General features: G+C 68.8%; 5 protein-coding genes. 2 read left to right on the forward strand and 3 right to left on the reverse strand.

The features are described from left to right. Nucleotides 1-23 precede the first annotated feature (23 nt). A complete protein-coding gene (locus JHC79_RS22355) occupies nt 24-1511 on the forward strand; it encodes a protein adenylyltransferase SelO (protein ID WP_296395036.1) in 1488 nt (495 codons plus the stop codon). Here the strand turns inward: JHC79_RS22355 and JHC79_RS22360 are convergent. Further along, on the reverse strand, nt 1508-2152 hold the full coding sequence (locus JHC79_RS22360; RefSeq protein ID WP_296395038.1) for a MerR family transcriptional regulator: 645 nt from the start codon (nt 2150-2152) through the stop codon (nt 1508-1510). The two genes, JHC79_RS22355 and JHC79_RS22360, sit on opposite strands and share 4 nt — an antisense overlap. Before the next feature lie 96 nt (nt 2153-2248). On the opposite strand from JHC79_RS22360, the gene JHC79_RS22365 reads away from it, so the two are divergent. Beyond that, nucleotides 2249-2731 (forward strand): DUF4188 domain-containing protein, encoded by a 483-nt coding sequence (locus tag JHC79_RS22365; protein WP_296395040.1) that lies wholly within the window; start codon nt 2249-2251, stop codon nt 2729-2731. A gap of 16 nt (nt 2732-2747) precedes the next feature. Here the strand turns inward: JHC79_RS22365 and JHC79_RS22370 are convergent, their stop codons facing one another. Both JHC79_RS22370 and JHC79_RS22375 read right to left on the reverse strand, forming a co-directional pair. Further along, entirely contained in the window at nt 2748-4271 is a 1524-nt protein-coding gene (locus tag JHC79_RS22370; RefSeq protein ID WP_296395042.1) for an NAD(P)/FAD-dependent oxidoreductase, read from the reverse strand. Nucleotides 4272-4281: 10 nt separating this feature from the next. Then, a partial coding sequence (locus JHC79_RS22375) for an MFS transporter (protein WP_366783229.1) occupies nt 4282-5578 on the reverse strand: 1297 nt, incomplete at its 5' end.

A 5578-nucleotide genomic window follows, 5' to 3' on the forward strand; every position in this document is an offset into this window, starting at 1 on the left:
CCGACGCGGTTAGCCTGGATTGCATGACTTCCTCCACGACGTCGACCCTGTTCACCCTGGAGAACACCTACGCGCGTGATCTCGAGGGCATGTACGTCCCGTTCGCCGGGACGCATGCGTCGAACCCCGAGGTCCTCGTCGTGAACACGGCGCTGGCCGAGGAACTGGGTCTCGACGCCGACGCCCTGCACAGCCCCGAGGCGGCCGGTGTCCTGTCGGGGTCGGTGCCGCCGGAGGGTGCGACGACGATCGCGATGGCCTACGCGGGACATCAGTTCGGCGGCTACCAGCCGCTGCTGGGTGACGGTCGCGCGATGCTGCTCGGCGAGCTCATCGACCCGGCCGGCCACCGCCGCGACCTGCATCTGAAGGGGTCCGGTCGTACTCGCTTCGCCCGAGGTGGCGACGGTCGGGCCGCACTCGGCCCGATGCTGCGTGAGTACCTGATCTCCGAGGCCATGCATGCGCTGGGGATCCCGACCACACGCGCGCTCGCGGTCACGGCGACCGGCGACGACGTGCCTCGGGACGTCATGGAGCCGGGGGCGGTACTCGCCCGCGTCGCGTCGAGCCACATCCGGGTCGGGACGTTCGAGTTCGCTCTGCGGCAGGGGGCTCCGTTGCAGCCGCTCGCCGACTACACGATTGCGCGGCACTACCCCGAGTTCGTCGACGCCGATGATCGCTACCTGCGATTTTTCGAGGCCGTCGTCGACCGGCAGGCCTCGCTGGTGGCGCAGTGGATGGCGGTGGGATTCATCCACGGGGTCCTCAACACCGACAACACCACCATCTCGGGCGAGACCATCGACTACGGACCGTGCGCCTTCATGGACGCCTACGACCCGGCCACGGTCTTCAGCTCCATCGACGTCCAGGGCCGCTACGCGTACACCAACCAGCCGCCGGTTATCGGATGGAACCTCGCCCGGTTCGCCGAGTCGCTCATCCCGCTCGTGGCCGAGCAGCTCGGCGGTGACTCCGAGACCGGGGACACCGACGCGGCGATCACGGCGCTCACCGACATCCTCGGGACCTTCCTCGATCGGCACGACGCCCGACTGGCCGACCACTTCCGCGCAAAGATCGGCATCGCCGTCGACGATCAGGACCTCATCGACGATCTCCAGGCCGTGATGCGCGAGCACCGCCCGGACTTCACCGGCACCTTCCGAGCACTCGCCGAGGAGCTGCGCGGCAACTCCCGTCCCCTCGACGACCTCATCCCGCGCGACGCCATCGCCCCATGGCTGTCGCGCTGGCGCGGAGCCCTTGCGGACACCGACTCTGCCACGGCGGACGCGATGGATCGCGTCAACCCGATCTACATCCCGCGAAACCATCTCGTGGACATCGCATTACGTGCGGCAACGGCCGGCGACCTCGAGAAGTTTCAGATGTTGCTGAGCGTGATCACCCGTCCGTTCGACGCCGACCCCGCCCTCGGTGCCTACGCCCAGCCCGCGCCGGACGAGTTCGGCGAGGGCTTCCAGACCTTCTGCGGAACCTAGCGTCGGCCCCTGTCCTCGATTCGGGCGCTGTCCTCGATGCGGGCGCTGGCCGCCTCGAGTGCCAGACGGCGGACCATCGCCATCGCACGCTCGTAGACGACCGTGCCGATCAGCATCATCTCGACCGAGGCGATCCGGTCGGGTTGGTCGTAGGCGTAATGCACCTCGTCGATCGCGGTGGCCTCGGCGCTGTTGGCGGCCGCGGTGAAACTGTCCGCCGTCACCGGTAGGCCGAATTCGCGCAGGATCTCGATCAACTCCGCCAGTCGTCGCGTGGCCGGCGCATCGGGTGCGATCGTCCACCGGCGTTCGGCCAGCCAGTCACGTACCTCGCCGACGGTGTCGCCGTCGACGGCGATCGTGCCCGGGTCGTCGAGCCCGAGCATCACGGCGCCGAACGCGTCGTGCAGGGGCAGTTCATCGTTCTCGGTCGCGGCGAGGGCATCGCGGACCCTGGCCAGGGAGAGGCCCCCGATGTCGATGAGCGCCCGGATGAGTCGGAGTCGTCGGATGTGGCCCTCGTCGTAGGACGCCTGGTTGGTCGATGTCGGTTCGCCGGCGGGCAGCACCTCCTCCCGGAGGTAGTACTTGATGGTCGCGACACTCACGCCGCTGCGACGACTCAGCTCGGAGATCCTCATCGGGGCGCTCTTGACATCACCAATGGATAGTAGCACTATCCATTAACGGATAGTTCGACTATCCGGTCGGTCAGGTTCACAGTCGAGGAGACGACGATGGCACGCACGACGATTCGCAACGGACGCGCAACCGCCCAGATCGACGGCGATTTCGTCGTCTTTCTCATCGGCCTGAGGTTCAACCGGTTGTGGAAGGTGCGGTCGTGGCTCGGCCCGTTCCTGGCCATGCCGAAGATGCTGCAGGACCTTCGGAAACATCCGGAGAAGGGACTGCTCGGCGTGCGGATGTCGATGAGCGGTCGCACCATCTCGCTGGTCCAGTACTGGCGGAGTTTCGAACAGTTGGAGGCGTTCGCGCGCAACACCGACGATCCGCACCTGGCGAGTTGGCGGGCGTTCAACCGCACCGTCGGTGACAACGGGGACGTCGGGATCTTCCATGAGACCTATCGGATCCACGCCGGCGACCACGAGTCGGTGTACGTCAACATGCCGGTTGTGGGCCTCGCGGAAGCCGGGGAGTCGGTGGCGCTGGGCCGGGGTCGCGACACCGCCCGCACGCGGTTGGCTCGCCGGTGACCGGCCACCAGTGAAGTCAGCGCCCGAGCGTGAACTGGGCCGCGTTGTGGCCGGGGATCCCGCTGACCCCGCCGCCGCGTCGCGCCCCGGCACCGCAGATGGTCAGCCGTGGGTGCTGCGTCTCGACACCCCAGGTCCCCACCTCGCCCGGGCTCTCCGCCCACGGCCACTGCAGCGACCGGTGAAAGATGTTGCCGCCGGGCAGGCCCACCGAATCCTGCAGGTCGAGCGGTGATCGCGCCTCGATACACGGTCGCCCGTCCGCGTCGCGCGCGATGACGTCGGAGATGGGCTCGGCCAGAACCGAATCGAGCGACGCCAGCGTGGAATCCACCGTCTGCTGCAGGGCATCGGACGAGGTGAACAGCTCCGGTGGCATGTGCAGACCGAACAGGGTCAGGGTGTGCATGCCGTCGAGGTCGGGCCCGAGGATGCTCCGGTCGGACAGTGTGTGGCAGTAGATCTCGCACGGCGCAGGAGACGGAATCTGCCCGGCGGCAGCCGCTGCATACGCCGACTGCAGCTGGGAGAAGTCCTCGTTGATGTGGAAGGTGCCCGCGAACGCGGCCGTCGGATCGACCGTGGTGTCGCGCAGTCGGGGAAGTCGATCGAGCAGAAGGTTGATCTTCAGCTGTGCGCCGCGCGGTGTCGGCTCGGTCCGGACCGGCCGGTCGAGCATCGTGTTCAGCACGGTCGGCGCACACCCGGCGTGCACCATCGCCCCCTGCGCCCGGCCGCCCTCCCACTCGACGGTGCCGGTGTCGGGGTCGACCGCCACCACCCGCGCACCGGTCCGGATGTCGGCCCCGGCGGCCGCCGCGGATCGGGCGAGAGCGCCACTGACCGAACCCATCCCGCCGATGGGGACGTCCCAGTCGCCGGTGCCGCCTCCGATCAGGTGGTAGAGCAGGCAGATGTTCTGTCGGAGGCTCGGATCGTGTAGGTCCGCGAAGGTCCCGATCAGTGCGTCGGTCGCGACCACCCCACGTACGGTGTCGTCGGTGAAGGTCGACTCGATCAGCCGGCCGATCGGGGCGTCGACCAGCGATGACCACAGTTCGTCGTCATCGACGAGCGCCCGTACCTCATCCGCGCTGCGCAGCGGCTCGGTGACGGTGGGGAACACCCGCTGCGCCAGCCGTTCCATCCGGCCGTAGAACCGTTGCCACGCATCGTGATCGGCGTCGGAACCGGTCGCCGATGCGAACGACGCCCGCGTGGCCTCGGGGTCGCCGTTGTCCACCAGCAGGCCGGTGTCGGGTCGACGTGGCAGCGGTGTGTACGAGGAATAGCGACGCCGCACCAGGCGGACGTCGAGATCGAGGTCGGTGATGATCTGCCGCGGCATCAGCGACACCAGGTAGGAGTACCGCGAGAGCCGGGCGTCCATGCCGGGGAATGTGTGGGCCGAGATCGAGGCGCCACCAACGTGATCGGACCGTTCGAGTACGAGCACCCGACGTCCGCCGCGGGCCAGGTAGGCGGCCGTGGTGAGCCCGTTGTGTCCGGCGCCGATGACGATGTCGTCGAAGGTCTGCACGAGCTCCACGCTAGTGCGTGACGACGCCCTCCGGTGCGACTGCGGCGGGACGGCGCTCGAGGTGGTCGAACAACCCCCACAGAGCGATCCCGACGACCGCGGCAGCCACCCCGATCCCGCACACCGCGAGCCAGCCGCCGGCCTCGTAGGCGACGCCGGAGCACACCGACCCGGCGACCGCACCGAGGAAGTACGTCACCATGTACGCCGTCGTCACGCGGCTGCGTGCGTCCGGGGCGAGCGCGTAGATCGCGGTCTGGTTCGACAGCTGCGACGCCTGGATCCCCAGGTCGAACACCAGCAGGCCGATCACCAGCGCGACCAGAGAGACACCCGACCAGCCCAGGAAGACCCAGCCGACGATGATCACGATCCACGCCGAGGTGGTCGCCAGGCGGGAGCGGCCGCGATCAGCGAGACGCCCGACCAACGGGGCACCCGCGGCACCGGCGGCGCCGGCGAGGCCGAACAGACCGATGACCGTCTCGGAGAAGTGGTAGTCCTCGCCGCGTGAACCAGCCAGCAGGAACGCGACCGAGGTCCACATGGCGCTGAACCCGAACATCGTCAGGAAGCCCAGGGCCATGCGGTGCCGCAACACGGCCTCCTCGCGGACCAGCGTCGCCACCGACAGCAGCAGTCGCCCATACGGCTGGGTCGACCGCGGTCCGTCGGCCGGTGTCGTCGCGAAGACCAGCACCGCCAGCGCCACCATCAGGGCACTGGCCACGAACAGCACCAGTCGCCATCCGCCGAGTCCGGCGATCAACCCGCTGACCACGCGGGCCAGCAGGATGCCGATCAGCAGGCCGCTCATGACGGTTCCCACGACCCGACCCCGGTCGGCCGGAGCCGCCAGCGACGACGACCACGGCACCACGACCTGCGCGGTGGCCGCGAAGACACCGACCGCGAACGAGGCGACCAGCAGCATCGGGAAGCCCGGTGAGATGCCCGAGAGCAGCAGCGCCACCGCGGAGGCGAGCATGAGCAGCGGCGCGAACACCCGCCGGTTGAGGCGGTCGCCGAGCGGGACCAACAGCAGCAGGCCCAGCGCGTATCCCAGCTGCGGTGCGGTGACGACGAGGCTGGTCGTGGACGAGCTGATGTCGAAGTCGGTGCGGATGTCCTCCAGGAGCGGCTGCAGGCAGTAGATCGCCGACACCGTGACGCCCGCGGTCAGCGCGAACAGCGCCACCAGCCCACGGCTGATGCCGCGTTCGGTGGGCTCGGCGGTTGTCGGGGTGTCGGTGTGCGCCATGGTGTCAACGCTGCGCGATGCGCCCGGTGAAGTCGAATCGGACGCC

The organism is Williamsia sp., from assembly GCF_016462415.1.
GTDB lineage: Bacteria > Actinomycetota > Actinomycetes > Mycobacteriales > Mycobacteriaceae > Williamsia_A.

Coding starts and splice junctions, on each gene's coding strand:
- JHC79_RS22365 (WP_296395040.1), top strand. CDS start 2,249: ATGGCACGCACGACGATTCGCAACGGACGCGCAACCGCCCAGATCGAC.
- JHC79_RS22355 (WP_296395036.1), top strand. CDS start 24: ATGACTTCCTCCACGACGTCGACCCTGTTCACCCTGGAGAACACCTAC.
- JHC79_RS22360 (WP_296395038.1), bottom strand. CDS start 2,152: ATGAGGATCTCCGAGCTGAGTCGTCGCAGCGGCGTGAGTGTCGCGACC.